The organism is Sulfitobacter sp. 1A12157 (assembly GCF_043557345.1).
In the GTDB taxonomy this organism is placed as follows: domain Bacteria; phylum Pseudomonadota; class Alphaproteobacteria; order Rhodobacterales; family Rhodobacteraceae; genus Sulfitobacter.
On sequence record NZ_JBIFFV010000002.1, the window covers coordinates 135,929 to 162,526 of the forward strand.

Below are 26,598 nucleotides of genomic sequence, written 5' to 3' on the forward strand. Positions count from 1 at the left end.
GCACCACCCTCGTGTGCCGCGCTTTTCTTTACCTCGAGAGGAGCCGCAGATGACCATCGCAAAAGCCAAGACAACCATCCCCATGGACGCTCCGCAGGATTTGCTGTCGCAAATCCTGTCCCATCTTGTCGATGATCACGGCATGGCCTTCCGCGCCAAGGGGCCGACGGGCCATGTGTTCGAGCAAGACGGCTACCGGGTGGCGTTTGATCTCTGCCCGCGTGGGCTGGAGGTCAGCCTCCAGGCGCCCAGCGAAAACGCCATGCAATTTTCGAAAGAGGGCATGGTCCATCATGTGGCGGAATTCGACCCCGCGCTGGCCGATCGCATCCGCTGGCAGGGCGTGGCGCAGGAGGTCGGAGAGATGCCGCAGAACTTCCGTTTGCTGGAAGTGCTGAACAGCGAAATCCTGTTCGAAGGGATGCAGCGCGTTACCCTACACTATCCGGATATTGCCGAACTTGCCCCGCAGGGCATTCATCTGCGCCTGATCCTGCCGCGCGATGCCAGCCGCACGCCGGTCTGGCCGGTGATGGGCGCCAATGGGGCGCCGGTCTGGCCCAAGGGTGCGGATGAGTTGCACGCCCGCTACGTCACGCTCAAGAACATCCGCCCCGAGCGCGAAGAGGTCGATATCGACGTGGTCCGCCACGGATCCGGCCTGATCTCGCAATGGGCGCAGAACGCCCACGCCGGGCAGCGGATCGGTGCGATGGGGCCGGTGGGCATCAGCGCCTTGCCCGAAGCCTCATCCTATTTCCTTGCCGCCGACGGCACGGGGCTGCCCGCCGTGGCGCAGCTTTTGGCGCGGCTGCCCGAGGATGCGGTGGGCGATGTGGTGGCAGCTTTGCCGCGCGGCGTGTCCTATCGCGACTACCTGCCCAAGACCAAGCTGCGCGTCCATGCCCTGCCGCCCGCCACCTTCGAGGCCGAAGTGCTTGGCCATGCGCAGGCGCTGACGGATGACGGTTTGGGCTATGCCTTTTTCGCCGGAGAGTTCCAGAACGCGCAGCAATTGCGCGGGCATTTCAAAACCCAGCTTGGCATGGATAAAACCCGCCAGATTTGCACCGCCTACTGGCGGCGGGGCTAAGCGCGGCCTAGCGCCATGGCCCCGCGTCGCGGCGTCTGCCGGTTTTCGGGATGCGGCTACTGGCGGTGGGGCGGGGGCTCTGCGCCTTTGCGGGCGCAGGGTTTGAGGTCATCGCACGCAGGGCCGCGATCCGGTTCTCCGTGGCCGGGTGCGTGGCGAAAAGATTGTCATGTTTATGCGCGTGGAGCGGGTTGATGATGAACATATGCGCCGTGGCCGGGTTGCGCTCTGCCGCGTGATTGTCGATCCGCGCAGCCCCCATGGCGATCTTCTCAAGCGCCGAGGCGAGCCAGAGCGGCTGGCCGCAGATCTCGGCCCCCGCCTTGTCGGCGGCATATTCCCGGGTCCGGCTGATCGCCATCTGCACCAGCGCGGCGGCCATGGGGGCGAGGAGCATCATCATCAGCGTGCCGATCATCCCCATCCGTTCTCGCGCGCCGCCAAAGAACAGCGCGAAGTTTGCCAGCATCGAAATTGCACCGGCGAAAGTGGCTGTGACGGTCATGATCGCCGTGTCATGGTTGCGGATATGGGCCAGTTCATGCGCAATGACGCCCGCCAGTTCCTCGCGGCTGAGGCTTTGCATCAGCCCCTTGGTCACCGCCACGGCAGCATTGGCCGGATTGCGCCCGGTGGCGAAGGCGTTGGGCTGGGGCGTGTCGATCAGATAGACCTTGGGCTCGGGCAGGCCCGCATTACGCGCAAGCTCTGCCGTCATGGCGTAGAGCCCCGCGCGGTCCCCCGGCGAGACGGGCTGCGCATTGTGCATCTTCAGCACCATGCGGTCGGAGTTCCACCAGGTGAAGGCATTCATCCCCGCCGCCACCACCAGCGCGATCAGCGCGCCGCCCGATCCGCCGATCAGATAGCCGACCCCCATGAAAAGCGCGGTCATTGCCGCCATCAGCATCGCTGTCTTTACATAGCCCATCTTGGTCTCTCGCGGTTGTCCTTTGCAAAGAGATATGGGGCAGGTTCGGCGCGGTGCAAGGCAAGTTGAGCGGGCAGGGTCGGTCGCTTCGTCGGTTTACGCCTGCTCTCTGGCTTTCAGCCGCAGGAAGCTGTCCTCTCCGGCCAGAACGTAGCGCAGCAGCAAAAGCTCGACCTTGGCCGCATCGCGGGCGGTAAAGGCGCGCAACATGTCGCGCTGCAATTCCACAAGGGTTTCATGCGCGACCGCGTCGCGCAGCGTGGCCATGCGAACGGCCTGAATCTGGGCCATGTAGCGCAGGATCGTGTCGCGTAACTCGATGTTGGGCACGGCCATGATCCATGTGCGGCGGATGTCTTCGGACGCGGCATAAAGGCTTTCGATATCGCCGGTCTTTAACGTGCGCTCGGATTGCTCCACCGCGCGGGTCAGGGTGGCGATGTCCTCGCCGGTCAGTTGGTTGGTGGCGAGGGCCGCGGCGCGCGGCTCCAACAAGCGGCGCAGCTCGAAAATCTCGCAAATCTGGCGCATCGACAGGTTGGGCAGGGTGAAGCCCCGCGTCGTGCTGTCGAGGTAGCCCTCATGCGACAGGCGCATCAACGCATCGCGCACCGGCATCCGAGAGACGTTGAACTCTTCGGCGACAGCGGTGTCGACAAAGCGGTCGCCATGGTTGATCTCGCCCCGCTGAATGCGCCCGAGGAAGATGTCGTAGATCTGATCTTTCATATGGCGCTTAGCTGAGCGGGGCATTCCGACCTCATTAAAAAGTATGCGATTGCACGCCAAACATGCGCAACAAATGCCCGTATGGCTAGGTATAAGTTTGCGTACTTGTAAAATTTAATTGAATTCGTATACGAAAACTGGCAGCCAATAGGGGAAAGCTTGCCGCGCTGCGCGGGGGCGTTCACAGGGAGCAAAACATGAATCTGAAAAATAATCTGATCGCTGGCCTCACCGTCGCGGCGCTGACGACACTGTCGGGCGTCTCTGCCATGGCGCAGGATGTGCTGAAAATCGGCTCTTACCCGGCGAACCCGCCGTGGGAGTTCAAGAACGAAGCGGGCACCTTTGAGGGGTTCGAGGTTGACATCATCAATGAGGTCGCGGCCCGGCTTGGCAAGACGACCGAGATCAGCGGCTACGACTTCCGCGCGCTTTTCGTGGCCACCGCCTCGGGCCGGGTGGATGCGGTGATTTCCTCGCTCACCATCACCGAGGAGCGGCTTGAGGCGCAGTCTTTCACGCAGCCCTATTTCTCGGGCGCATTGGGTGTCGGCACCAAGACCGACGCCGGGATTGCCGACCTCGACGGGCTGGAGGGCAAGCGTATCGGTTCCATCGCCACCTCTTTCCCGGAGAATTGGTTGAAGGAGCGGGAGGATGAGCTCGGCTATAAATCCTATGCCAGCTATGACACCACCGCCAATATGCTGACCGATCTGCGCAGTGGCCGGATCGACGCGGCGGTGAACGATATCGTCAGCCTGCGTTACGCTTTTGCCCAGCCGACGATGCAGGGCTTGCAGGTCTCGGTCGAGATTCCGACGGGCGATAAATTCGCGATCATGATGCCCAAGGGCTCTGAGCATCTGGAGCCGGTCAACGATGCGATCTCTGCGATGAAAGAGGATGGCACCATGGCGGCGCTCTATGAAAAATGGCTTGGCGTGGCCCCTGCCGAAGGCAGCCTTGCGGTGACCCCTCTGCCGGTGCCCACCTCGGCTGACTGATGCCTTGGGGCCGTGGGTGGGGCGCTGCCTTGCCTGCGGCCTTTGGCTCGCCCCCGCGATCAAACTGACGGACTGCGCCATGGAAATCATCGACATCTTCTTCAATCTCGACGTGATGCGCCGCGCTTTCCCGATCTTGATGCGCGGGCTGCTCAACACCATTCTGCTGGGCGCTTCGGCGATTTTCTTTGGCGGTATCCTTGGCGTGCTGGTCTGTCTGGTGCGGCTCTATGCGGCCAAGCCGTTCCGGCTGCTGGCGGTTTTGTATACGGATATCTTCCGCGCCATTCCGGTGCTGGTGGTGCTGATCCTCGTCTACTACGCGCTGCCCTTCGCTGGCATCGTGTTTTCCTCGTTCGTGGGGGCGACCATTGCGCTGGCGCTGGTGCTCGCGGCCTATACGGCAGAGGTCGTGCGCGCCGGGGTCGAAGCCGTGCCGCGCGGCCAGTTCGAGGCCTGCGATGCGCTTGGCCTGTCCTTCTTTACCACCATGCGCAAGGTGATCCTGCCGCAGGCGTTTCGCATGATGATCCCGCCGCTGGCCTCCTATGCGGTGGCGATCATGAAAGACACCTCATTGGCCTCGGTCGTGGCGATGGATGATCTTCTGAAACAGGCCACTGACGCGCAGGCGCTTTTCGCCAACCCCACACCGCTGCTGCTAGCCGCGCTGATCTATATCGCGATCCTTTGGCCGATGGTCCGTTTCACCGGCTGGCTAGAGCAGCATTACAAGCGCGGCTACCGCTGAGCCGAAGCTGTCCGAACTCCCACAAGACTACCGCCCCGCGCGCTTGCGCGGCCAACACCCTACGGAGATTACAATGTCCACAGAAACAGGAACGGGCGACGCCTATCTCCTTTATCACTCCATCGGCCAATACCCCGGCAAACATGCGGATATGTTGGCCGGGCTCACCGATTTCACCGATGCATGGGCCGCGCCCAACGGCGATCAATGGGCCGATGTCCTGCCCAAACGCCAGCAGTTCATCGACCTCTGGGCCGCGTTGATCGGCGCGCCGAAGGGCACCGTCACCACGACAGAGAGCGTCACCACCGGGCTGATGGCCGTCATCGGTGCGCTGCCCGAAGGCACACTGCGCGGCAAGAAAGTCTTGGTGGCCGAGGATGGTTTCCCCTCTCTGCATTTCCTCCTTACCGGCCTGTCGAAGCGTTTTGGTTTCACGTTGAACACTGTGCCGATCCGGCAAGGGGGGCATTGGGTCGAGGCCGAAGACATCATCACCCATTGGGATGAGGAGGTGGCGCTGGCCCTGCTCACATGGGTCAGCTCGACGACCTCGCACCGCTTGGACATCCCGCAACTGGTGGCGCATGGCCGCAAGATGGGGTCGCTCATTGGGGTGGATATGACGCAGGCCGTGGGGCTGCTGCCCTATGACGTGACCGCGCCGCGTGTCGATTTCGCCCTGTCGACCAGCCTCAAATGGATGTGCGGCACGCCCGGGGCGGGGATCGTCTATATGGATGCCGATCTGATCCCGCAGTGCCAGCCCGAGATGCGCGGCTGGTTCTCGCAAGGCAACCCGTTCTCTTGGGATCTGGACGCTTTCGAATTCGCGCCCGACATTCGGCGGCTCGACAGTGGCACACCCTCGACCGTTCCTGCGGTGGCCAGCCTGCCGGCGATGAGGTGGCGCATGGGGCAGAACACCGAAGTCTTGGCGGCGCATAACCGCAAGCTGACCGCGCAGCTACAGGCGGGGCTTGAGGGGATGGGCCTGACCCTTGCCAGCCCGGCGGACCCGGACCAGCGCGGCGGCAGCCTTATGGTGGTTCTGCCCGATCACATAGATGCGGCGGATGTGGTGGCGCAATTGGCGGCGCTGGAGATCTACGTCGACAACCGCAGCCAGACCCTGCGCATGTCGCCGGGGGTGCTGACCACCGCCGCCGGGATCGACCGCACGCTGCACGCGCTCGAGGCTTTTCTGACCTGACGCTCGCCGGGGCCGCGGTGCGCCGTCAGGAGGCGGCCACCGCATCCGGCCGCCCTTCGAGCGGCGGGAAATCCACGAAAAAGGTCGTGCCTTCGCCCTCGGCGGTCTCAAAGCGGATTTCCCCGAGATGCTGGTCGACAATGGCTTTGACAATGCTCATGCCCAGCCCGTGCCCCTCTTCGACCCGGTAGCTGGAACCGCGGGAAAACCGCTCAAACAGAACCGGTTGCAGTTCCAAAGGCAGGCCGCTGCCGTGGTCTTTGACCCAGAACCCGGTGCCATCCTCCGACAGGCCAAGCTGAACCGTGCCGCCTTCGTCCGAGGCTTTGATCGCGTTCGACAGCAGGTTCGACAACAACCGCGTAAGCCGCCCTTCGTGCAGCCGCAACAGGGGGGCAGGGGCTTCGGAGGGGGTCATTTCCAAGCCCACGCCGCGCTCTTTCGCGTAGGAGACCAAGGTCTCCGAGGCTTGCGCCAAGAGCGGCGCCAAGGGGCGTTCGGAGAACCCCGATTGATCCGGCCTGCGCAGGGTTTCGACATCCAGAATATCCCCCACCATCTGATCGATCGCCCGCGCGTTGCGCATCGCAAGCTGCAACAGTTTGCGCTTTTGCGGCGGCAGATCGTCCGGGTTCAACTCAAGCAAGCGCAGCGCCCCGGTCAGCGCGGTCAGCGGGGTTTTCATCTCATGGCTGACGGTGGCGATAAGCTGGTCCTTGGCGCGCTCAAACTCGCGCTGCTCACTGACATCGCGCACCACGCCGAGATAGCCCAGATGCTCGCCGCGGTCAGTCTCGACCTTGGCGGTGGCGACTTGCCCCTCGAAGGTAGAACCATCGGACCGGCGGCAGGCGACGGTAAAGCCGCTCTCCTTGCTCGACGTGCCAGCGTTTGAAAGCTCTTCGCCCATACGTTCGTAGCTGCCGAGGGTTTCGTAAAGAACCGCCGTCTGCCGGCCCAAAAGCGCGTCAGGGGTGTAGCCGAACAGCGTTTCCACCGCCGGGTTGACCATGGCCACGCGGCGGTTGGGATCGGCCATGATGATGGCCTCGGGCACCGCATCGACCATCGCCTTGAGCAGCCCGCGCTGTTCGCGCAGCGCGCGGCGCTCGGATTGCAAAGACAGCTCACTGCTCAGCCATCGGGCGAGGAAACGAACGAATTGTATCTGCGCCTTGCTGAACGGGGCGGGGCGCGGGGCAGTGCCGGAAAAATTCAATGTCCCGAAAAGCGCATCCCCAACTTTCAGCGGTGCCCCGATGTAGCTTTCCAGACCAAAGTTCTGATAGCAGGGATGGGCCGAAATCTCTTGCTGGCCCGCATGATGAAAAGAGGTCACATCATCGTTGCCAAGCGTATGCAGGCAATAGGTGCCATTGATGTCGAAGGTGCTGCCGGGGGCGGGCGCCCAATCGGGCCCATGGACATAGACGCATTCATAGACCGGGTGATCCACGCGGGAGACGATGCCAAGTTCGAGGTCTAGCGCCTCTGTACCCAGTTGCAAAAGCTTGGTGATCTTGTCTTCGACAGAGAGGTCAGGTTCGACAGCAAGCATATAGAGTTGCCGCAGCGGATCGTCGAAATCCGCCAGAGCGTTGTAAAAGTCGTTCATATTTGCCTCTGTCGTGGTCTTTGCATCTGTCTTGGCGAACAGGCAGATGTTTACCCAAGGTATCCCCCTCGGGCTCCGCTGCCAATGCCGCAACGGCCAAATTGGGGCAAGAACAAGACTTTTCACCCCGATAGGCAGACCGATGCCGATTGGCAGAGGCGGCGTGCACGCCATTGCAAAGCGGTGGTCATCGCCAACCCAGTAGCTATGGTACGGCCAACGAGGGTCGCGAAGAGGGGAGATTTGACCATGCGATTGATGCGATACGGGGCGCGGGACGGCGCGAAGACGCCGGTGGTGCTGGATGCGGCAGGGCAGGCGCGGGATGTCAGCGCCCTTGTGCCGGACTTCACGCCCGAGACAATCCCGACCTTGCGCAACGTGTTGGAGGGTGTCGATCTGGAAGGGCTGCCACTGGCCCAAACCCAAGGCCAGCGCATCGCCGCACCGGTCAGCCAGCCGCGCAACATTTGGGGCGTCGGGTTGAACTATTCCGACCATGCCGCGGAGTCGGGGATGGAGGTGCCGCGCGAGCCGATCCTGTTCAACAAGGCCAGCCGTACCTATTGCGGGCCGAACGATCCGCTTCTCTATTCCCAGCAGATGAGCAAACTTGATTGGGAGGTCGAATTGGGCGTGGTGATCGGGCGCACCGCATTGAACGTCAGCCGCGATCACGCGCTGAATCATGTGCTGGGCTATTGCGTCGTCAACGACGTGTCCGAGCGCGCGTGGCAGGCCGAGCGGGGCGGGCAGTGGGTCAAGGGCAAGAGCTTTCCCAACTTTTGCCCGACAGGGCCGGTGCTCGTGACGGGGGATGAGTTGGGCGATCCGGGCAAGCTGTCGCTTTGGACCGAAGTCAACGGCGAGCGGCTGCAAGACGGCTCTACGGAAAAGATGATCTTCGATGTGGCGACGATAATCTCCTATATGTCGGAATTCATCCAGTTGGAGCCGGGCGACCTGATCTGCACGGGCACCCCGCCGGGCGTGGGCATGGGGCTGAAACCGCAGCGCTATCTCAGCCCCGGCGACCGGGTTCGGCTGGGTGTGCAGGGGCTGGGCGCACAGGAGCAAGTGGTGGAGCACCTGCCCGCGCGGTGAGCCGCGATCTCGAAGTGCCGACGCGCGGCCTTCAGGCCAATTCGGCCTCCCGCGCTTCGGCGACGGCGGCGGCAATGGCAGGGCGCAGGGGCAGGGTCAGCAAAAAGCTGCTGCCCTTGCCCATGATGCTGGTCGCAACAAGGCTGCCGCCATGGGCGGTGGCGATGTCGCGCGAAATCGCAAGGCCCAGCCCGGTGCCGCCAAAGCGCCGGGTGGCGGTGGAATCGACCTGATGGAAAGGCTCGAAAACGCGCTCCAACTCATCCTCGGGGATGCCGATGCCCGAATCCGTCACGCGGAATTCCACCACCTCGCCGCGAATGCGGCAGGTCAGCGAAATGGTCCCCTCGTCGGAAAACTTCGTCGCATTGCTCAATAGGTTGATCAGCACCTGCTGGATGCGTTTGCCATCCGCCAGCATCACGCCGCTGGCCGATTTCACCTTTAATTCCAGTCCTTTGTCTTCGATCATCGGGCGCAGCTGATCGGCGGTTGGGCTGACGATATCGTCGATCTGCACCGGCTCCATCGCGATGGACAGGCTGCCCGCGTCGATCTTGGCAAAGTCGAGCACCTCGTTGATCAGGGTCAGCAGGTGATTGCCCGACCGCTCGACCGTCTGCATGATGTCGCCCAGCTTGGCCATCGTCGCCGAAAGCTTGGGAGAGAGCGTTTCGCGGGTCTGGGGGTCGGCCTCGATTGCGGTGCATAGGTCGCGCGCCGCCGGGGTCCGGTCGAAATGCCGCGCAAGGCGGACATGGCCCAGAATGACGGTCAGCGGCGTGCGCAGCTCATGGCTCAGCACGCCCATGAAATCGGTCTTGGCCTTGTTCGCATCCTCGGCGGTCAAAAGCGCCTTCTTCAGGTCGGTCACGTCGATCCGTAGGCCCACGACGCTGCCATCTTTCATCCGCCGGTCCGAGGTGCGGATGATGCGGCCATCGGGCATGCGCTGCTCGGTCTCGAAGGCGCCGTTCTCTCGTTTTTCGAGCCAGATGCGGATCCATTCCTCTTCCTTGCCGACGGCATCGGGAACCAGCCCGCGCCGGATGCTGTCCCGCACGATCCTTTCATAGGTCGATCCCGGCTTCACCACGTCGCTATAGCCATGAATCTCGCGGTATTTTTCGTTGCAAAGCACCAATGTGCCCTTGGCGTCATACATGACGAAACCGTGGTCCAGGGCTTCGACACCGGTGCGCAGCCGTTCTTCGGCAAGTTTGCGGTTGTCGGCCAGCCGCATGATGTACCACGCAAAAATCGTAACGCCGAGCGCGCCTTGCAGACGCAAGAGCCAGTTCAGCCAGAAGTCCGGGCGGTGCTCTGGCCAGCCGCCCTTGACCGTGGCGGCCAGTTGCCACGTGCCAAAGGCAAAGCTGAAGTTGAGTTTGATCGGGTCGTCCAAGGTCATTTCGGGGTCGCCGATGATGGTCTGTTCGACCTCTCCCTCTGGCGTCAACTCGCGGATGGCCAGATCGTATTTCTCGGTCAGTTCGGGGATTTGCAACCGGCTGACGAGGGCATCGTAATCCACCACCATCGACAGAATGCCCCAAGGCGTATCCGGCGCGGCAGTGGTGCCGGTTGAATCAAAGATCGGATGCCGCAGGATCAGCCCGCGCCCGCCCTGCACCAGATCGACCGGGCCGGTCACCAGCCCCTCGCCGCTTTGCATGGCCTGTTCGACTTTTGGCAATTGCGCCGCGTTCTGGCGGTAGTCCAGCCCCAGCACGCCGCGATTGGCCTCATAGGGGTGGACGATGGTGACAACGAGGTCGGGTGCCACGGCGAGGTTGATCACATCCGGGTTCTCGGCCATGAACTCTGCCGCGCGGGCGCTGAATTCGGATTGGGTGATCGTCGGATTCTCGCTGATGACGGTGGCCAATTCGCGCAGTTTCAGAATCTGCTCGAAGATATCCGCCCGGATCCGTTCACGCACTTCGATCAGCTCTAGGGTGGTGTCGAGCTCCAGATCCTGCATGTAGGTTTGATAGGACAGCGTTTCGATCCGATGACCAAAGCCAAGGACGATAGCGCATAGCATGACCAGCACGATAATCCGTTTCGCGCGCTGAGACAGCGCATTTCTGATCTTATCCATGCCGGCTTTGCCCAAAGTGGTCCCTGTCCTCCCCGCTCCGACCTTCTGAGGGCCGGATGCGTCCCGGGGACATTAGACCGCACAGTACTTTGTTGACGCAAGGAAAATACCGGGATGCGCTCAAATGGCGGGGCGGTAGCGTCAAATTTGCAAATGGGGCCCCTAATCGGGGCCGGATTGGCCCGTCAATTCAATCAGAACGCGACGCAACAGAGCGATATCTTGGGGGTTGGACATGCTGGGGGCATGGCCGCAGTCGGGGAATTCGGTCATGCCGGGGCGGGGTCCGCTTTGGGTCATGTGCTTTGCGGCTTCGGGGGGCAGCAGGTCCGACTGGGCGCCGCGCAACAGATGTGTGGGTGTGCGGGTCTCTGCCCAACGGTCCCATGTCGACAACTCATGCGCCGATGCGGTGAATTGCATGGTGATGCGCGGATCATAATGCAGGGTCAGCCGCCCATCCCCACGGCGCCGCAGCGACGTGCGCGCCATACGCTGCCAATAGGCGTCCGCCGCCGGGCCGAAGGGGGCGTAGGTCTGGCGCAGCCATGCTTCTCCTTCGGCGAAACTGTCGAAGGCGGGCAGGTTGCCCACATAGGAAAGGATGCGCTGCACCGCCGCCTCGGGCAGTTCGGGGCTGATGTCGTTCACCACCAAAGCGCTCACGCGCTGCGCCGCGGAGCTTGAGGCCACATGCATTCCGATCATCCCGCCCAGAGAGGTGCCGAACCACGCGGCGCGGTCGATCTGAAAGTGATCCAAGAGCCCTGTCGCGATGCGCGCGTAGTGGTCGACGGAATAGTCCACCTCGGGGTCTCGCGCCCAACCTGACTTTCCGCGCCCGATCATATCGGGGCAGAGCACATGGAAATCCCGCGACAGGGCGGCGGCGGCCTCATCGAAATCGCGCCCGGTGCGGGCCAGACCGTGCAGCATGAGCAATGCAGGCTTCTTACGATCACCCCATTCGGCGACATGCACCTCATGGCCCATTACGGGGACAAAGCGGGAATGAGGGGCGGTCATTGGCGCGCACCTTTCCGGATTGCCATGGACATAGCGCGGGTGATGCCACCCGCGCCCTTGCCTCTTGCCAGCCGTACCCGCGCGATCATGGCGCCGCCGCCATGCGCTTGCGTTTTAGCATCGCGTCCTCCCTGCGCGGGCCAGCGCCGTGTTGCGCCGTCTCCTCCCGTCGACTAGCTTGCGGTTTCAGCATCCGAAATAGAGTTGAACGGAGCAAGATGGTGGAAATACGTACCGACGATTGCTTTGCGCAGGGGCGCTTTGAAGAGCTTGCCTTTGTTCATGCGCCCGTCGGGCTTGTGGTGACCGAGAACCGCTGTATCCGCGACTGCAACAACGCCTTCGCGGCGATGTTCGGCTATGCGCGCGCCGACCTGCGCGACCAGCTTTTCGCCATTCTCTACCCCTCGGACGAGGAGTTCGTGAACATCCGCGACCGCGGCGTGGACCAGCTGCGCAAGACCAATACCTATTGGGATGAGCGCATCATGGCGCGGCGTGACGGCAGACTGTTCTGGTGCCGCGTGCGCGGCCATTCCTTCACCCCCGAACGCCCGCTCGACCGCGCGGTCTGGAGCTTTGCGGATCTCTCTGCCGAGCGGCCCTATTTGCCGCTGACCCGACGCGAGCGCGAGATCCTGAGCCATCTGGCAGAGGGGCTGACCAGCAAGCAGATCGCGCTCAACCTCGATATTTCGCACCGGACTGTCGAGGTCTATCGCGCGAAACTGCTCAAGAAATTCGGGGTCAGCAATACGTCGGGCCTGTTTCATTCGCTGGGCGGGATCGACAGCGACCATGTGGTGTCCAACAGCACGAAGTGAGCCGTCTCGGCGCTTAGCCCGCGTCATTTTGGTCGTTGCCCTGTTCGTCGCCCTGTTCGGCGTTTGGTGGGGGCGGGATCGTGCCGGGCGGGGCAGCGGCAGGCTGCGCCTCACCGTCGGACTTGCCCGCTTTCTCCGCCGCCTCGGCCATCGCGTCGGCCTGAGCGTAGAGGCTGCGAATCTCCATCAGATCGGCCCGGGTGGGCGTCTTTGTCTGCTGTGGCTGTTCGGCAGGAGCCTTCGAGGATGGGGTTTCACTATCTGTCACTGTAAAATCCGCGTTTTGACCATAAAACACACGGTTAATTCCGTAGGTGGCCAGAGGCTAACGGCCCGAAAATTTGTCGCCAATTGGGCAAAGCCCCAGCGGGGTCAGGGTTATCCCCTATAGGCAGGAACAAGCTGCTGAAATTAGGGCAGATATTTTCACGAATTTTCGGCGCGCCATCGTATACCCGTATTGCGAGGCAGATTAATCGCTCTTTGTCAGGGTTTCCCCCAATAGACAGGGGGGCCGAAAAAACAGACCTTTCGAGGGAAAGTAGAGGTGCGCATGAGCTTGGTCGCGGCGTTTACATTGATTGCGCTGTGCGGGATCGTCTTGTCTGGCTTGATGATTGCCAGACAGATCGGCGATGCGGTCAACCGTTTCGCCGTGGTGGGCGCGGTTGCGGTCTTGGCGCTCTATGTCGTCGTGGTGTTGGCGTCGGCCCCGCGCGGCGGCGCTTATGGCGATCCGATCGAACTGGTCTTCGCGGTGGCGGCGCTTGCGGTGCTGGTGGCACAGGTCTGGCGCGTGATGCGCAACCGGCGCAAGTTGCAAAACACCGCCAACACCGATGAGACACGGCGCAGATTGCCCGACTTCCTCGACCATTTGCCGGTGCAGGCGGCCTTTCTCACGCCCGATATGACCTATGCTTTCGTCAATGACGCCTATAGCGCGTCCTTAGGCAGGCCAACGGATGAGATCGTGGGCAAACACCTGTCGCAGATCGTCCCGCCGGACCTGCTGGAGGAGATTTCGGACAACCTTGAAAAGGCCTTGGCCGGGCGGCAGGTCACCTGGCATTTCGATTTTTCGCGCCCCGTGCTGGATCGCACCCAAGGGGCGGCGGTCTATCAGCCGCTGTCCGACCGGGGGCAGGTGGTGGGGGTGCTGGTGATGATCATGGACCGGTCCGCCGTGCAGGACGCGGTGCATGAGGCAGAGGTCAGCGCGGCGAAACATGCGCTGGCGGCAGAGGTGGCGGGGATCGGCTATCTGGAATGGGATCGGCAGGGCGCGCTGGTCGATGCCTCGCCCGAAGTGGAGGCTCTATTGGGCCGCGACGCGCAGAACCTGCGCGAGATGTGGCAGCAGGGGCAAAGTTTCGTCGAGCCGCGCAGCCGCGCCACGATCCGCAACAATCTGCATATGGCCGGCAGCCGTCCACGTGATGTGGTGGAGAACGTCAAGTTCCTTGCCGCCAGCGGACGCCAGATCGAAGCGCGTGCCTGTATTCGCCGTCTGGACCGGGGCCGGCACGCACATCTTCTGGCCGCGATCCAAGATGTCACGGATCAGCAGAACGTGCTGACCGAACTGGTGAAAAGCGAAACCCGCTTCCGCGACTTCACCGAAAGCGCGACCGATTGGGTCTGGGAGATGGACGCCGAGGGGCGTTTTACCTTTTTGTCAGGCGGGGGCCGTCAGACCGACAGCGAAACCCCGATTTTCGATCTGGGCAAAACCCTTTCCGACGCCAATGTGGCAAAGGACCAAGGCGATTACGACCTGCTGAAACAACGCTTCGCCGCGCGAGAAGCTTTCCGCGATCTGCGATTGGTCCTGCCCTTGGGCAAGGGGCGGGCGCGGCAGATCGACATGTCGGGCAAACCTTTCTTCGATGCCCAAGCGGAACTGGCAGGCTATCGCGGCACTTGTTTCGACATGACCGAAATCGCCACCGCCGAGACCGAGCGCAAAAGCGCGCTGGAGGCTTTGGCGCTGGCTTTCGAGAACATCTCGACCATGGTGGCGCTTTTCGACAGCAGCGACCGTCTGGTCTATTGCAACGAGGAATATCGCGCGACCTATGCCGGGATGGAGGGCGAAATCATCGGAAAACACTTCGATGAATTGCTCGCCCATTTCACACAGACCGGCAAATTGGCGACGACCACCGAAGGCAAGACCCGTTGGAGCGCGCAGCGGCGCGACCGGCGCAACACCCCGGCCAAGTTCTTTCGTGCGCGGACCTCCACGGGCCGTTGGCTGGAGGTGACGGATTACCCCGTGGCCGCAGGCGGGCTTTTGACCATCGCCTCTGACATCACCGAAAAGGTCGAGCGCGAAGAGCGGCTGCACCGGCATGAAACGGCGCTGCAACTGCTCAACCGGCGCGAAACTCTGGGCCAGATGACCGCCGCCATCGCCCATGAGTTGAACCAACCTTTAGCCGCTATTCACAATTTTGCCGCAGGCTGCGTGCTGCGTGCCAAGAACGACCAGCTTGAGAGAGAGGATATGATCGCCGTGCTCAACAATATGCAAAGCCAATCTGAACGGGCCAGCGCCATCCTGCGCTCCATGTCGAACTATCTGCATAACGACGATGCCGACCGCGATGCGGTCCGCTTTGACGATATCCTCCGCTCGGTGCAGCTGCTGATCCAACCCGAAAGCTCGGCCACCGGGGTCGCCGTGACCATCGACGATCAATGTGGGGAGGTCACCCTGCATTGCGCCCGGATCGAAATCGAGCAGCTGTTGATCAACCTGATCAAGAACGGCATCGACGCCTGTCGCGAGGCGGAGCGTGAGGACGCCGAAGTTTCGGTCACCGCGCGCTGCGAAGCCGGTGAGATCGTGATCGACGTGGCCGACGCGGGGCGCGGCTTTGCCCCGGACATGCCCGCGCAGACCGCGTTCAGCGCCTTCCGCTCGACCAAGGACAAGGGGCTTGGCGTGGGGCTGGCGATTTGCGAAACGATCGTTCTGTCCCATGGCGGAACGATCGCCGTGACGAAATCCGATGCCGAGGGCGCCTGCCTGACCGTGCGGTTGCCATTGGAGGTGCAAAAGTAGAATGTCGGAAGAGGGGATCGTTTACGTCGTCGATGATGACGCCGCGGTGCGGGAATCTCTGGTGTGGTTGCTGGGTTCCGTCGGGCTGCGCGCCATTCCTTTCGCGTCGGCGTCGGCGTTCCTTGATCGCTACGAAGACAACGGGTGTTGCTGTCTGGTCAGCGATGTGCGGATGCCGGGGATGAGCGGGTTGGAGTTGCAAAAGGCGCTGAACGCGCGGGGGATCGAACTGCCGCTGATCCTGATGACGGCCTTCGGCGATGTCTCTACCGCCGTGACGGCGATGAAGGCGGGGGCGGTGGATTTCATCGAAAAACCCTTCAACAACCAAAACATGCTCGACCTGATCAATGCCGCCCTTCAAGCCGATGCGGCCCGGCGCAAGAGCAAGGCGGCAGAAGTCGAAAACGCACAGCTCCTGGCCCGGCTCACTCCGCAGGAGCATCGGGTGTTCGAGCGGGTGGCGGCCGGGCTGTCGAACCGTGAGATCGGCAGCGAGATGGACATCTCCATCAAGACGGTCGAGGTGCACCGCGCGCGGGTGATGCGCAAGCTTGAGGCGAATTCGGTGGCGGAACTGGTGCGGTTCCATTTGCACAACGCGCCCTCCGGCGAAGGCGATGGCGGCGGTACGGGCCCGTAAAAAACCCCGGTAGTGCAGGACCACCGGGGCAGGCTGCCCAGCCCCGGCGAGGGGTGAGGGCTGGGGGGCGTCCCGGCGGCATGAGGGGCGCCGGGAAGGCATGGGTCACGCCGGCTTGGGTTCCAGCACGCCCACGGTCACGTCGAGGGTCTGCTCAGACCCTTTGCGCAGCACGACGACCTCTGCCGCGCTTTCGGGCGTGGTGGTGGCCACCGCACGGGTCAGGTCACGCAGATCGTCCACCTCCGTGCCGCCGAAGGACAGGATGATGTCGCCCTTCCTGAGGCCCGCTTTGGCGGCGGGGCTGTCCTCGGTGATCGCCTCGATCACCGCGCCGCGCGGCTCGTCATAGCCGAGCACATTGGCGACCTCGGGGGTCATGGGCCGGATTTGCACGCCCAGCCAGCCCCGTTCGACCGATCCGTCATCGGCCAGATCGGAGACGATGGTCTGCACCAGATCCGAGGGCACCGAGAAGCCGATGCCGACCGAGCCGCCACCGGGGCTCAGGATCGCGGTGTTCACGCCCACGACCTCGCCCTCGTTGTTGAACAGCGGGCCGCCTGAGTTGCCGCGGTTGATCGCCGCGTCGGTCTGGATGAAGTCATCGAAGGGGCCTGCCTGAATGTCCCGCGACAGGGCCGAGACGATGCCCGAAGTGACGGTGCCGCCAAGGCCGAAGGGGTTGCCCACGGCCACGACCTCATCCCCCACGCGCAGGGTTTTCGATGTGCCGAAGTCGACCTTGGGCAGGTCCACATCCGCAGAGACTTTCAGCAGCGCAATGTCGGTCATTGCGTCGCTGCCCACCACTTCGGCGTCGAACGTGCGGCCATCGGCGAGCTTTACGGTCACGGTCTCGGCCCCTGCGACGACGTGGTGGTTGGTCACGATCTGACCATCCTCAGAGATGATGAAGCCCGAGCCCAAACCTTGGCGCGGCGTTGCTTCGCCTCCGTGCTGGTCAGGCAGCATATGCTCGAACCGGCGGCGCAGTTCCTCGGGCATGCCGGGGGGCAATTGTTGCTGGATCTGCGCAGTTTGCTGCTTCGCGGTCACCTCGATAAAGACGACGGCCGGAGAGACGGCCTCGACAAGGTCGGCGTAGCCGCCCGGCGGGACCGCAAGCGCAGCCGAGGGGGCCAGCGCCAGCATCGGCGTGGCGGCCATCGCGGCGCTGAGCGCAAGGGCGGCGGCGCGGGGGGCTTTGGAAAGGGGTTTGGTCATTTCATGCTCCTTGCTGTGCATTCGGTCGTTCCGGGAGCCTATCTGGACCTGCGGATTTACAGTGCCTTGCCGCGCCCTATACAAATTTGTGAGATTGCCGCCTCTGGGCTGTACGGGCGGCGAATTTGGCATAATCCAAGGGCGATCCTACATGAGACCGCGATGAAACTTCTTGTTGTCGAAGACGATGCCACCACCAGCACCTATATCGCGCGCGGCCTGCGCGAAGAGGGGCATGCGGTGGATGTGGTGGCTGATGGCCGCGACGGTTTGGTGCAGGCCACCACCGGGCAATATGACGTGCTGATCCTTGACCGGATGCTGCCCGAGTTGGACGGGCTGACCCTGTTGAAAACCCTGCGCGGGGCGGGCAATGCGACGCCGGTGCTGCTGCTCACGGCCATGGGCGCGGTGGAGGACCGGATCGACGGGCTGAATGCCGGGGCGGATGATTACCTCATGAAACCCTTCGCCTTCGGAGAGCTCTCGGCGCGGGTCAACGCGCTGGCGCGCCGCCCGCAGGCGCTGGAGCAGGAGACCACCCTGCGCGCGGGCGACCTGACCATGGACCTGATCAGCCGCCGGGTGACGCGGGCGGGCCAAGAGATCGACCTCTTGCCGCGCGAATTTGCCCTGCTGGAGCATCTTCTGCGGCGCAAGGGCAGGGTGCAGACCCGCACCATGCTGCTGGAGGCGGTCTGGGACATTTCCTTCGACCCGATGACCAATGTGGTGGAGACCCATATCAGCCGGTTGCGGGCCAAGGTCGACCGGCCCTTTGACAGCGAACTCATCCAGACCGTGCGCGGCGCGGGCTATAGGATCGACGCATGAGGGCGCGGCTGGCGGGGCTCTGGCGGTCGATGCCACTACGTCTGGCGCTTTTGTTGGTGCTTTTGTTCACCATCGTCAGCCTGCTCAGCCTTGCCGCGAGTTATGCGGTCACCCAACGGTCTTTCGAACAGGCGATCCGCGCCGATCTGGCACAGGACATGGCGGGCTTCCGCGCCGCCCCCGGTGCCGCCGCCCTCGCGCGGCTGGTCGAGGCGGAATCGCGTGAGACCGATCCCAACCGGCTGATCCTCAGCTACATCGGCCCCAACGGGCGCATCTATGGCAACGGGGCCATCGCACGGGATAACGAGGGCTATCACATCGTCTCGATCGGCGCGGCGCGGGCGCAGTATACCGGGGTTTATCTGACCCTGACGGACACGCTTTATGGCGGGCTTTTGACCATCGCGCGCAGCCGGGCCGAGATCACGGCCCTGCGCGAGGTTTTCGTTAATATTCTGTTGGTCAGCCTGCTGCCCACGGTGCTGATCGCGCTGTCGGGCGGGCTGATCCTTGCCCGCCGTTCCAAACGCCATGTGGAGGTGATCCGCGCCACGCTGGACCGGCTGACAACGGGGGATCTGGCCGCAAGGGTCGCGCCGGGGCCGCGCTGGTCGGACGACCTGCTGCGCATCGGCGAGGCGGTGAACCAGATGGCCCGGGCGCAGGAAACTTCCGTGGCGGCGCTGCGGCAGGTGTCACTGGATATCGCGCATGACTTGAAGACGCCGATCCAGCGCGTCTCGGTTCATCTTGACGATCTGGACCGGGCCGAGGCTGCGGGCGCGGACCGCGCCGAACCGCTGGCCCGCGCCCGGGCCGAGTTGGAGGGGATCGCCGCGATCTTTCAATCGCTCCTGCAATTGGCGCAGGTGGAGCAGGGCGAGGCCCGGGCCCATTTCGCCCCCGTCGACCTCACCGCGCTTTGCCGCACCATGGTCGAGCTTTACGAGCCCGCAGCAGGGGAGCAGGGCAAACACCTGCGCTGCGACCTGCCCGAAACGCCTGTTCATGTCACCGGTGACCGCGCGCTTTTGGGGCAATTGCTGGCCAATCTGATCGAAAACGCCCTGCGCCATTCCGGCGACGCTGCGGCGGTAGAGGTCGCGCTGAAACAGGCGGCGGGGCAGGTCACGCTTACGGTGGCGGACGGCGGCCCCGGCATTCCGGCTGCGGACCGCGACAAAGTGTTGCAGCGCCTTTACCGGCTGGATCGCAGCCGGGGCACGCCGGGGCATGGGCTGGGTCTGGCGCTGGTCGATGGGGTGGCGAAACTCCATGGGGCAACGCTGGATCTTACCGACAACGCGCCGGGGCTGCGCGTCGTGGTCACATTCGACAGCTAGAGCGCGGCCCAAGCACTGCGGCAATTTAGCCTGTGCCTCTCCGGCCCCCCGGCCCTATATAGGTCAGGAAACAATACGCGGGGGCTTCATATGCTCGACGGTTACACCGCCGAAATCCTAGCGCGGGTGCAGTTTGCATTCACGGTTTCGTTCCACATCATCTTCCCGGCATTCTCGATCGGGTTGGCGAGCTTTCTGGCCGTGCTCAACGCGCTCTGGCTGTGGAAACGCGAAGAGACCTATCTGAAGCTCTTTGACTATTGGAAGAAAATCTTTGCGGTGGCTTTCGGCATGGGGGTCGTCTCGGGCATCGTCATGTCCTACCAGATCGGCACCAATTGGTCGGTCTTTTCTGACAAGGCGGGGCCGGTGGTCGGGCCGCTGATGGCCTATGAGGTGCTCTCGGCCTTTTTCCTTGAGGCGGGTTTTCTGGGCATCATGCTCTTTGGCCGCAAGCGGGTGGGCGACGGGCTGCATATGTTCGCGACAGCGCTGGTGGCGCTTGGCACGCTGGCCTCGGCCACATGGATCCTTTCGGTGAACTCTTGGATGCAGACGCCCGCGGGCTTTGCCATCAATGACGTGGGCCAATTCGTGCCCGAGGATTGGTGGGCCATCGTCTTCAACCCCTCCTTCCCCTACCGTTTGGTGCATATGGTGCTGGCGGCCTATCTCACCACCGCGCTGGTCGTGGGCGGGGTCGGGGGGCTGCATCTGCTGCGTGATCACGCCGACCGGGCCGCGCGGCGGATGTTCTCCATGGCGATGTGGATGCTTCTGTTGGTCACCCCGCTGCAAATTTTCGCGGGCGACATGCATGGCCTCAATACGCTGGAGCATCAGCCCGCCAAGGTCATGGCGATGGAGGGGCATTACGACAGCCACCCCGAGGGCGCGCCGCTGATCCTCTTTGGCATCCCGAACCCCGAGGAAAAGCGCATCGACTACGCGGTGGAGATCCCCAAACTGTCGTCGCTGATCCTCAAGCACGATCTGAACGCGCCGCTCGACGGGCTCGACACGATCCCGGACGAAGACGAACCGCCGGTGGCCATCGTCTTTTGGTCCTTCCGCATCATGATCGGGCTTGGCTTTGCCATGTTGGGGCTGGGACTTTGGGCGGCCTTCGCGCGGCTGCGCGGGCGGCTTTACGATGCGCCGATGCTGCACCGTCTGGCGCTGGTGATGGGGCCGACCGGCTTTGTCGCGGTGCTGGCGGGCTGGATCACGACCGAGGTCGGGCGGCAGCCCTTTACGGTCTACGGTCTATTGCGGACCTCCGACAGCCTCGCTCCGATCGAGGCCCCGGCGGTCGCGACCTCCCTGATCGCTTTCATCGTGGTGTATTTCTTCGTCTTCGGTGCGGGCACTTGGTATATTCTGGCGATGATGCGCAAACCCGTTGTCGGCCATGTGCTGGAAGACGAACGTGACGCGGCGCAGGATGACCTCGCGCAGGATGACGGGCCGATCCTTGCTGTCGGCGAAGAGGCCGCGGTCAGAGACAGGACCGCGCATAACAAGGGCGAGGAGAGCTGAGATGTTTGGACTTGAACTTTCGTTCATCTGGGCCGGGATCATCGCCGGGGCGGTGCTGATCTACGTCATCCTCGACGGCTTCGATCTGGGTGTTGGGCTGCTCTTTCCGATGACCAAGGACGAGGGCGAGCGCAACGTGATGATGAACTCGGTCGCCCCCATCTGGGACGGCAACGAGACATGGCTGGTGCTGGGCGGCGGCGGGCTCTTCGCCGTCTTCCCGCTGGCCTATGCGGTGGTAATGCCCGCGCTTTACATGCCGATCATCCTGATGCTGCTGGGGCTGATCTTTCGCGGCGTCGCCTTCGAGTACCGCTGGCGCACGAAACGCTGGAAACCGCTCTGGGATATGGCATTCTTCGGCGGCTCGCTGGTGGCCTCCTTCTGTCAGGGCATCGCCTTGGGCGCGCTGGTGCAGGGGATCGAGATCGAAGGCCGCGCCTATGCGGGCGGTTGGTGGGACTGGCTCACCCCCTTCTCGATCCTGACCGGGGTGGCGGTGACCACGGGCTATGCTTTGCTGGGTGCGACATGGCTCAACATGAAGCTTGAGGGCCGCATTCAGGCGCATATGCGCCGTCTTGCATGGCCGCTGGCGGTGGCGACCCTGGTCTTCATGGGGCTGGTCAGCCTTTGGACGCCCTTCACCGATGCGGTCTATTTCGAACGCTGGTTCGCGTGGCCCACCGCGCTCTTCAGCGGCATTGTGCCTCTCTTGGTGGCGCTGGCGGCTTTTGGGATGCTGCGCGGGTTGCAACGCCGCGGCGACAAACAGCCGTTCTTCTGCGCGCTGGCGCTTTTCGTGCTGGGCTTCATCGGCATCGGGATCAGTTTCTACCCGCATATGGTCCCGCCCAGCTTGACCATCGCCGAGGCGGCCGCCCCGGATGACAGCTTGATGTTCGCGCTGGTCGGCACGCTGGTGCTGCTGCCGCTGATCCTGAGCTACACCGCCTACGCCTATTGGGTGTTCCGTGGCAAGATCGACCCTGAGGAGGGCTATCACTGATGCGCCATTGGCTGAAACGCGCGGGCTGGTTCGTGGCGCTTTGGCTGGCCAGCGTCGCCCTGCTGGCGGTGGTGGCCTATGGCATCCGGCTGGTGATCATGCCCGGCTGACGCAGCGGCGCGGGCCACGGGTCTTGCCAAGCGCGCTGGCTTCTGGCCTCTTCTGGCCAAAGCAGCACGAAAGGACAGACCGATGCGCGCCATGCAAGTCACCGCCTATAACGAACCGCTTACCCTGCAAGAGCTTGAGATGCCCATGCCGGGGCAGGGCGAGGTTTTGGTGCAGGTCGAGACCTGCGGGCTGAACTTCGGCGACCTGCTGATCATCAAAGGCACCTATCAGGAAAAGCCGCCGCTGCCCTTCACGCTGGGGATGGAGATGGCGGGCAGGATCACCGCTCTGGGCGCGGGGGTGGAGCACCTGAAGGTCGGCCAGCGCGTGGCGGCCTATACCGGGTTTGACGGTCTGGCCGAATATGCCGCCATTCCGGCCGCGGTCTGCGTGCCGATCCCCGAAGAGATGACGGCGGTCGACGCGGCGGCCTTTCTCATTGCCTATGGCACCAGCCATGTGGCGTTGGACTATAAGGCGCGGTTGCAGCCGGGCGAGCGGCTGCTGGTTTTGGGCGCATCGGGCGGCATCGGGCTGACGGCGGTGGAACTGGGCAAGCTGATGGGGGCCGAGGTGATCGCCGTGGCGCGCGGCGCCGACAAACTGGCCGTCTGCAAAGAGGCGGGCGCCGATCACCTGATCAATTCCGAAACCGACGACATCCGCGCCATCGTCAAGGAATTGGGCGGGGCGGATGTGGTCTATGACCCGGTAGGCGGCGATCAGTTCAAAGCCGCCATGCGCGCCTGCAACCCCGAAGCGCGGCTGATCCCCTTGGGCTTTGCCAGTGGCGAGGTGCCGCAGATTCCGGCCAATATCCTGCTGGTCAAGAACCTCACCGTGCTGGGCTTTTACTGGGGCGGCTATGCCAAGATCAAACCTTCGGTGCTGACCGACAGTTTCGCCGAACTGATCAAATGGTATGCGGCGGGCAAGCTGAAACCCCATGTCAGCAACGTCATGCCGTTGGAACAGGCCAACGAGGCGCTGGCCCTGCTGCGCGACCGCAAGGCGACGGGCAAGGTGGTGGTGGAGGTGGCGGCTTAAGCCCGCCGCCCGCCCTGCAAACGGGTCACGCGCAGCGCCTTCTGGCGCTCGCGCAGGTAGACGAACAGGCCAGAGGCGAGGATCAGCGCGATCCCGACCCAGACCTCCCAGACCGGGAGGTCGCCGAAGATCACGAAACCCCAGAACACCGCCAGCGGCAGGCCGATATATTCGAACGGGGCCACGGTCGCGGCATCCCCCAGCCGGTAGGCTTGGCTCAGGCAATAGCCGATCAGCGCCACATTTAAGCCGATGCCGAGGAAGGTCAGGTAATCATCCTGTGCAGGCCAAACCCATGCCCTCAGCAAGAACGCCAGCGATGCACTGCTGTCGCCCGCCACAAAACGGCCATCGCCAGCAACCACGAAAAAACCAAGCGAAACCACGATAAACACCGCTTGAATATAGACCGACAGAACCGAAGCCTTGGTGCTTACCCCCAATTTGCGCGTCATCAACTGGTTCAACGCATAGGTCAGCGCTGCCAAAACCGGTAGGAACAGCACCAGTCGTGACGCCTGCAAGGCGTCCCCGCCGGCCCAAGGCCGCTGCATAATGACCACGCCAACAAAGCCGACAACCACCGCACTCATTCGCAAAGGGCCGACCTTTTCGCCCAGAATAGGGATCGACAAGAGGGTGATAAACAGGGGTGCGGCAAAAAAGAGCGCCGTCGCTTCGGCCAAGGGCAGGGCCGCGATGGCCAAAAAGAACGACATATTTGAAATCACAATGAGCAGCCCACGCAGCAGATGCAGCCCTGGCTGCCGCGTCTTGAGTAGATGAAGCCCGCCTTCGAGTTTGACCAGAACCAGCCCCAGCAGAATCCCGATGGCCGAGCGGGTAAAGACGATCTGATGCAGCGGATAGCCGCCCGACAGACGTTTGATCAGCATGTCATTGGCCGAAATCGCGGCGACGCCGAGAAGGATCAGCCCGATCGCCAGTCCGGCGCGGTTATGGGAATTACTTGTCATGGCAAAGACCTATCAGCCCGGCGCGTAAGGTCCAGCGCTTTGACATTGGTTTGCACAGAATTACTCGCTAGACTGCTGCGATACGTCAAAGGGAGAGCCAGCCATGCAGATGTCCGACACCCGCCAGATCGCCGCCACCCCCGCCGAGGTTTACGCGGCATTGCTGGACCCGGAGATGCTGCAAACCTGCGTACCCGGCGCGCAAGAGGTCTCAGGCTCGGTCGAAGAGGGGTATGACGCGACGGTGGTGCAAAAGGTCGGCCCGGTGAAGGCGACGTTCAAGGGCCATGTCACGCTCTCCGATCTGGTGCCGAACGAAGCGCTGACCATCACCGGCGAGGGCAAGGGCGGTGCTGCTGGTTTCGCCAAGGGCGGGGCGGAGGTGCGGCTGGCCGAAAAGGACGGCGGGACCGAGCTGAGTTACGATGTCGAGGCCAAGGTCGGCGGCAAGCTGGCGCAGCTTGGCAGCCGGATCATCGACGGTTTCGCCAAGAAAATGGCGGATCAGTTTTTCGACAACCTGCAATCCTCTCTCGAAGGCCCGGCTGTGGAACAGGAGGCGGAGGCGCAAGCCGCCGATGAAGACGCGCCCGCTAAAAAGGGCTGGTTCGGTCGCGCCAAGACCTGAAGGCATCTGTTCAGCCGGTGCAAAGCCGGTTAGGTTGCGCGCCTTACCAAAGCGGAGACGACCATGCCGACAATCGTGGATATTCAGAACCTGCGTAAATCCTACGCGGGCGGTTTCGAGGCGCTAAAAGGGGTCAATCTACAGATCGAAAAGGGCGAGATTCTCGCGCTTCTGGGCTCGAACGGGGCGGGGAAGACGACGCTCATTTCGACCATCTGCGGCATCACCACCGCGACCAGCGGCAAGGTAACCGTGGGCGGCCATGACATTCGGGATGATTTCCGCGCGGCCCGTTCGATGATCGGGCTGGTCCCGCAGGAGATCAATCTCGAACCCTTTGAGAAAGTCATCAACACGGTGCGCTTCTCGCGCGGGCTGTTTGGCCGTCCGGCGGATGAGGCGGTGTTAGAGAAAATCCTGCGGCAACTTTCGCTCTGGGACAAGAAAAACAGCCAGATCCGCGAGCTTTCGGGCGGGATGAAACGCCGCGTGCTGATCGCCAAGGCGCTGGCGCATGACCCCAAGGTGCTGTTCCTCGACGAGCCGACGGCGGGCGTCGATGTGGAACTGCGCAAAGACATGTGGGAGATCGTGGCGGGGCTGAAAGCCTCGGGCGTGACGATCATCTTAACCACCCATTATATCGAAGAGGCCGAGGCCATCGCCGACCGGATCGGCGTCATCGCCAAGGGCGAATTGCTGCTGGTCGAAGAGAAGCACGCGCTGATGGCGCGGATGGGCAAGAAGCAACTCGAAGTCCAGCTGACCGAGCCGATCACCGAAGTGCCGCTGGCGCTGCAATCGCCGGACGTGGAATTGTCCGCCGACGGGCAATCACTGATCTACACCTATGACACCAATGCCGAGCGGACCGGCATCACCAAGCTGCTCTCCAAGGTCGCGGAAAGCGGTCTGGTGCTGCAAGACGTGGCGACACGGCAAAGCAGCTTGGAAGATATCTTTGTCGACCTGCTCAAGGAGGATGCGGCATGAACTGGACCGCGATCAAAGCCATCTACGCTTTTGAAATGGCGCGTTTCTTTCGCACCATCACGCAGAGCATCATCTCACCAGTGCTGTCGACCTCCCTTTATTTCGTGGTCTTCGGCGCCGCTATTGGCAGCCGCATTGATGAGGTCGAGGGCGTCAGCTACGGCGCCTTCATCGTGCCGGGTCTGATCATGCTCAGCGTCATCACGCAGTCGATCTCCAACGCCTCTTTCGGGATCTATTTCCCAAAGTTCATCGGCACGGTTTACGAATTGCTCTCGGCCCCGATCAATTTCTTCGAGATCGTCATCGGCTATGTCGGTGCGGCGGCGACCAAGGCGCTCTTTATCGGCACGATCATCCTGATCACGGCCTTCTTCTTTGTCGACATCACGATCCAGCATCCCATCGCCATGGTGGCCTTTCTGATCCTGACCTGCATCAGCTTCGCGCTAATGGGCTTTATCATCGGCATCTGGGCGGGCAATTTCGAGCAGTTGCAACTGGTGCCGCTGTTGATCGTCACGCCGCTGGTCTTCCTTGGCGGGTCTTTCTACTCGATCTCGATGCTGCCGCCGGTCTGGCAGGTGATCTCGCATTTCAACCCGGTGGTCTATCTGATCTCGGGCTTTCGCTGGGCATTTTTCGGCGCGGCGGATGTGCCGATCATCACCAGCCTTGCCGCCATCGCGCTGTTTACGGCGCTTTGCCTCGGCGTGATCTGGTGGATTTTCCGCACCGGCTGGCGTCTGCGGGCCTGAGCCTAGGAAACTTGGGCCT

25 protein-coding genes are annotated in these 26,598 nt (G+C 62.8%); 17 read left to right on the forward strand and 8 right to left on the reverse strand.

The features are described 5' to 3' along the window. Window positions 1-49 precede the first annotated feature (49 nt). Complete coding sequence (locus ACGYLC_RS04560) at window positions 50-1,093, forward strand: siderophore-interacting protein (RefSeq protein WP_394421903.1); 1,044 nt, start codon at window positions 50-52, stop codon at window positions 1,091-1,093. Window positions 1,094-1,100: 7 nt separating this feature from the next. On the opposite strand, the gene htpX is transcribed toward ACGYLC_RS04560, so the two are convergent. Continuing rightward, the gene (gene htpX / locus ACGYLC_RS04565) at window positions 1,101-2,024 is read right to left on the reverse strand and encodes a zinc metalloprotease HtpX (protein ID WP_394421904.1); all 924 of its coding nucleotides are present in this window, start codon (window positions 2,022-2,024) and stop codon (window positions 1,101-1,103) included. A gap of 96 nt (window positions 2,025-2,120) precedes the next feature. Next, complete coding sequence (locus ACGYLC_RS04570; protein WP_394421905.1) at window positions 2,121-2,777, reverse strand: GntR family transcriptional regulator; 657 nt, start codon at window positions 2,775-2,777, stop codon at window positions 2,121-2,123. Between the two features lie 173 nt (window positions 2,778-2,950). Here ACGYLC_RS04570 and ACGYLC_RS04575 point away from each other — a divergent pair, with 173 nt between their 5' ends. The 3 genes from ACGYLC_RS04575 to ACGYLC_RS04585 all read left to right on the forward strand — a co-directional run bounded on the left by ACGYLC_RS04575 (window position 2,951) and on the right by ACGYLC_RS04585 (window position 5,724). Beyond that, window positions 2,951-3,760 (forward strand): ABC transporter substrate-binding protein, encoded by an 810-nt coding sequence (locus tag ACGYLC_RS04575; RefSeq protein ID WP_394421907.1) that lies wholly within the window; start codon window positions 2,951-2,953, stop codon window positions 3,758-3,760. Window positions 3,761-3,839: 79 nt separating this feature from the next. Beyond that, entirely contained in the window at window positions 3,840-4,511 is a 672-nt protein-coding gene (locus ACGYLC_RS04580; protein WP_394421909.1) for an amino acid ABC transporter permease, read from the forward strand. 73 nt (window positions 4,512-4,584) lie between these two features. Then, complete coding sequence (locus ACGYLC_RS04585) at window positions 4,585-5,724, forward strand: aminotransferase class V-fold PLP-dependent enzyme (RefSeq protein WP_394421911.1); 1,140 nt, start codon at window positions 4,585-4,587, stop codon at window positions 5,722-5,724. Between the two features lie 25 nt (window positions 5,725-5,749). On the opposite strand, the gene ACGYLC_RS04590 is transcribed toward ACGYLC_RS04585, so the two are convergent. Then, window positions 5,750-7,339, reverse strand: a complete 1,590-nt coding sequence (locus tag ACGYLC_RS04590; protein WP_394421913.1) for an ATP-binding protein — start codon at window positions 7,337-7,339, stop codon at window positions 5,750-5,752. A 249-nt stretch (window positions 7,340-7,588) separates the two neighbouring features. Between ACGYLC_RS04590 and ACGYLC_RS04595 the strand changes: the two genes are divergently transcribed. Next, on the forward strand, window positions 7,589-8,443 hold the full coding sequence (locus ACGYLC_RS04595; RefSeq protein ID WP_394421914.1) for a fumarylacetoacetate hydrolase family protein: 855 nt from the start codon (window positions 7,589-7,591) through the stop codon (window positions 8,441-8,443). A gap of 31 nt (window positions 8,444-8,474) precedes the next feature. On the opposite strand, the gene ACGYLC_RS04600 is transcribed toward ACGYLC_RS04595, so the two are convergent. Together ACGYLC_RS04600 and ACGYLC_RS04605 are read right to left on the reverse strand one after the other, a co-directional pair. Continuing rightward, entirely contained in the window at window positions 8,475-10,547 is a 2,073-nt protein-coding gene (locus ACGYLC_RS04600; RefSeq protein ID WP_394421916.1) for an ATP-binding protein, read from the reverse strand. Window positions 10,548-10,709: 162 nt separating this feature from the next. Next, on the reverse strand, window positions 10,710-11,573 hold the full coding sequence (locus tag ACGYLC_RS04605) for an alpha/beta fold hydrolase (protein ID WP_394421918.1): 864 nt from the start codon (window positions 11,571-11,573) through the stop codon (window positions 10,710-10,712). 218 nt (window positions 11,574-11,791) lie between these two features. Between ACGYLC_RS04605 and ACGYLC_RS04610 the strand changes: the two genes are divergently transcribed. Beyond that, window positions 11,792-12,397: a LuxR C-terminal-related transcriptional regulator gene (locus ACGYLC_RS04610; protein WP_394403408.1), complete on the forward strand. Its 606-nt coding sequence runs from the start codon at window positions 11,792-11,794 to the stop codon at window positions 12,395-12,397. Between the two features lie 13 nt (window positions 12,398-12,410). Here ACGYLC_RS04610 and ACGYLC_RS04615 read toward each other — a convergent pair whose 3' ends face one another. Beyond that, window positions 12,411-12,665 carry a hypothetical protein gene (locus tag ACGYLC_RS04615; protein WP_394421919.1) on the reverse strand — a complete coding sequence of 85 codons (255 nt, stop codon included), beginning with the start codon at window positions 12,663-12,665 and terminating at the stop codon, window positions 12,411-12,413. A 285-nt stretch (window positions 12,666-12,950) separates the two neighbouring features. On the opposite strand from ACGYLC_RS04615, the gene ACGYLC_RS04620 reads away from it, so the two are divergent. Beyond that, a complete protein-coding gene (locus tag ACGYLC_RS04620; protein ID WP_394421921.1) occupies window positions 12,951-15,467 on the forward strand; it encodes a PAS domain-containing protein in 2,517 nt (838 codons plus the stop codon). A gap of 1 nt (window position 15,468) precedes the next feature. Next, window positions 15,469-16,110 (forward strand): response regulator transcription factor, encoded by a 642-nt coding sequence (locus ACGYLC_RS04625; protein WP_394421922.1) that lies wholly within the window; start codon window positions 15,469-15,471, stop codon window positions 16,108-16,110. A gap of 105 nt (window positions 16,111-16,215) precedes the next feature. Here ACGYLC_RS04625 and ACGYLC_RS04630 read toward each other — a convergent pair whose 3' ends face one another. Further along, window positions 16,216-17,337: a Do family serine endopeptidase gene (locus ACGYLC_RS04630; protein WP_394421924.1), complete on the reverse strand. Its 1,122-nt coding sequence runs from the start codon at window positions 17,335-17,337 to the stop codon at window positions 16,216-16,218. Between the two features lie 162 nt (window positions 17,338-17,499). Here ACGYLC_RS04630 and ACGYLC_RS04635 point away from each other — a divergent pair, with 162 nt between their 5' ends. From ACGYLC_RS04635 to ACGYLC_RS04660, 6 genes are all read left to right on the forward strand, one after another. After that, window positions 17,500-18,171 (forward strand): response regulator, encoded by a 672-nt coding sequence (locus ACGYLC_RS04635; RefSeq protein WP_394421926.1) that lies wholly within the window; start codon window positions 17,500-17,502, stop codon window positions 18,169-18,171. Continuing rightward, window positions 18,168-19,517, forward strand: a complete 1,350-nt coding sequence (locus ACGYLC_RS04640) for an ATP-binding protein (RefSeq protein ID WP_394421928.1) — start codon at window positions 18,168-18,170, stop codon at window positions 19,515-19,517. Before ACGYLC_RS04635 ends, ACGYLC_RS04640 begins: the two co-directional genes overlap by 4 nt. Window positions 19,518-19,607: 90 nt before the next feature. Then, window positions 19,608-21,056: a cytochrome ubiquinol oxidase subunit I gene (locus tag ACGYLC_RS04645; RefSeq protein WP_394403401.1), complete on the forward strand. Its 1,449-nt coding sequence runs from the start codon at window positions 19,608-19,610 to the stop codon at window positions 21,054-21,056. A 1-nt stretch (window position 21,057) separates the two neighbouring features. Then, window positions 21,058-22,065 carry a cytochrome d ubiquinol oxidase subunit II gene (gene cydB, locus ACGYLC_RS04650; RefSeq protein WP_394403400.1) on the forward strand — a complete coding sequence of 336 codons (1,008 nt, stop codon included), beginning with the start codon at window positions 21,058-21,060 and terminating at the stop codon, window positions 22,063-22,065. After that, window positions 22,065-22,175, forward strand: a complete 111-nt coding sequence (locus ACGYLC_RS04655; RefSeq protein WP_136720396.1) for a DUF2474 family protein — start codon at window positions 22,065-22,067, stop codon at window positions 22,173-22,175. Before cydB ends, ACGYLC_RS04655 begins: the two co-directional genes overlap by 1 nt. 82 nt (window positions 22,176-22,257) lie before the next feature. Next, the gene (locus ACGYLC_RS04660) at window positions 22,258-23,223 is read left to right on the forward strand and encodes an NADPH:quinone oxidoreductase family protein (protein ID WP_394421930.1); all 966 of its coding nucleotides are present in this window, start codon (window positions 22,258-22,260) and stop codon (window positions 23,221-23,223) included. On the opposite strand, the gene ACGYLC_RS04665 is transcribed toward ACGYLC_RS04660, so the two are convergent. Then, window positions 23,220-24,200 (reverse strand): DMT family transporter, encoded by a 981-nt coding sequence (locus ACGYLC_RS04665; protein WP_394421932.1) that lies wholly within the window; start codon window positions 24,198-24,200, stop codon window positions 23,220-23,222. The two genes, ACGYLC_RS04660 and ACGYLC_RS04665, sit on opposite strands and share 4 nt — an antisense overlap. A gap of 103 nt (window positions 24,201-24,303) precedes the next feature. Between ACGYLC_RS04665 and ACGYLC_RS04670 the strand changes: the two genes are divergently transcribed. The 3 genes from ACGYLC_RS04670 to ACGYLC_RS04680 all read left to right on the forward strand — a co-directional run bounded on the left by ACGYLC_RS04670 (window position 24,304) and on the right by ACGYLC_RS04680 (window position 26,579). Then, complete coding sequence (locus ACGYLC_RS04670; protein WP_394421933.1) at window positions 24,304-24,828, forward strand: CoxG family protein; 525 nt, start codon at window positions 24,304-24,306, stop codon at window positions 24,826-24,828. 63 nt (window positions 24,829-24,891) lie between these two features. Then, complete coding sequence (locus ACGYLC_RS04675) at window positions 24,892-25,821, forward strand: ABC transporter ATP-binding protein (protein ID WP_394401934.1); 930 nt, start codon at window positions 24,892-24,894, stop codon at window positions 25,819-25,821. Then, a complete protein-coding gene (locus tag ACGYLC_RS04680) occupies window positions 25,818-26,579 on the forward strand; it encodes an ABC transporter permease (protein WP_067265544.1) in 762 nt (253 codons plus the stop codon). Before ACGYLC_RS04675 ends, ACGYLC_RS04680 begins: the two co-directional genes overlap by 4 nt. Window positions 26,580-26,598 lie beyond the last annotated feature (19 nt).